Annotated in this window: 2 protein-coding genes; both read right to left on the bottom strand. The window is 46.3% G+C overall.

Features of this window, described 5'->3' with window-relative positions:
- Window positions 1-443: 443 nt before the first annotated feature.
- A complete protein-coding gene (locus tag U9P07_11470) occupies window positions 444-1,493 on the bottom strand; it encodes a phospholipase D-like domain-containing protein (GenBank protein ID MEA2110028.1) in 1,050 nt (349 codons plus the stop codon).
- Window positions 1,490-1,884 (bottom strand): ATP-binding cassette domain-containing protein (locus U9P07_11475; protein MEA2110029.1); only part of this gene is annotated, 395 nt, incomplete at its 5' end. The genes U9P07_11470 and U9P07_11475, both read right to left, overlap by 4 nt.

The raw sequence follows: 1,884 nt of genomic DNA on the forward strand, positions 1-1,884 counted from the left end.
TGTGCCTCTGTGAGAGTATTTTTATCTTTTCTGAAAACGTAGTCGAATGTTTACGTTTGTAATAGCAAAAAATCCTGTAATCATTAAACTAATAGCTAACCGCTAAAGGCTAATCGCTCAGTTTAGGACAAAATCAGAATGGCATAATCGGCATCAAATATTGCGATGCATCTTTCCAGCCCCATAGAAACTACTAATGCGGGGCTGTTCCCGCAACCCAAATTAAGGTGTCAGAATGTTCCGGCATGGCTCTCACTCATTCTCGCTGCACGTCGTGTGCAGCTCCGAGGCGTCCACCGCAAATCACATCGTGTGATTCGTTCGGCGGCCAATACCGCTATGAGCCAAGCCCGAACATCCAATGTGTTCCCGTCAATTTCTTGTTTTTTTACCCCTCAAGGGGGTACTGAAAAGAGTGACAGATTTTCAGGAGTAAGGTACTACTATACTTTTCCATGCTCCGACTGGGAACTTAACTCTTCCCAACGGGAATAAAAAGCTTTATATAATCCGGAATCGGAGGAAATCATACCAATCTCCTGGTTCAGCCACCAGGAACGAACTGTCCAGTTAAAACTGCCGAAAATCACCCAACGCTTCTTAATACCCTCTACCAGAACAAATTTATCATGCATAGGCAAACCATTTTCACTCCCCAGACGATGGAAGGAAATCCCGGCATCCCTGAGGATTCTTTCCACCGACTCCGGTACCCGTCGCAAAGTAGAATCTGCCAGAATCTCAACATTATGCCCTTTTCTGGCAAGTTTTACCAATTTGCGGGCCATAGTCGGACCTTTCAGGTGAGAGATGACAAACTTCAAGTTACAATCAGGTCCTAAAGCATTTAAAAATCGCATAACCGGATGCGGAAGTAAACGGGGCAAAAAGAAAATTCTTCCATTAATGGTCTGGAACTCCAGATTATTATAGAGGGAAAAACGCTGGGTACTTCTTATTTCAGTTCTATGCAAATACCTGGCATGGGCAACCAGATAACGAACCACTTGGGGATCTGTCACCCCAATCAAAACATTATAGCCACGGTTTTGGTCACCAATTTCCCTGATAATTTCCGGGCATTCTTCCGGTTGATCCCCTGAGGGGTTGTAAGAGCCAAGGAAGGCTACTGGCTGCGGATGAGAAAAACAATACAGTTTTTCGTGCAGGTGTGGTTCCCAACCGGTCCTGAACCGGGATGTCAACAGGGACAAAGACAGAGAACGAAATCCGGCCCCCAAACCTTGTGGTCCGGCAAGCATTTCGCTTACCGCCTCATTGGCATGAGCATTACGCGGATTTTTTTCAATGGTTAGCGTCACTCTGACCCCGCGACGATGGGCAGTCAATAAATCCTCAGCCAGATGTCGATCACGAAAATAATAAGTCACCCAATCGATGGACCCACCGTCTGGAACTGCTCTTATCCGCTCGGCAAGCAAATCCCGCAGAAAACCTGGCGGTGCCTGAGGACCAGCAAAAAATGCTCTCACTTTATGTTTCCAGTCAAAGATTTCCCTTGTATTCCTTCAAGCAAGAAGACTTTACCATTTTCAAGTCGATATGTGCGGTCAGCCGCTTCAACCATGGTTGGCTGATGTGAAATAGCCAGAATAATCAGTTCATAACGCAATTTCTGCAAGGTTTCGCAGATCGCCGCTTCACTTTCAATATCCAATGCACTGGTTGCTTCATCAAGAATTAAGAGCCGCGGTTTATGTACCAAAGCCCTGGCAATAGCCAGCCTTTGCCGCTGCCCACCTGATAGTTTACCACCCCTTTCGCCAATATCCGAATACATTCCCTGGGGCATAGCCGAGACAAATTCCCAGGCTCCAGCAGCTTTCAAAGCACTTTCAACCTCAGATTCTCCAATCCCTGTTT

Source organism: Pseudomonadota bacterium (assembly GCA_034660915.1).
Classification (GTDB): domain Bacteria; phylum Desulfobacterota; class Anaeroferrophillalia; order Anaeroferrophillales; family Anaeroferrophillaceae; genus DQWO01.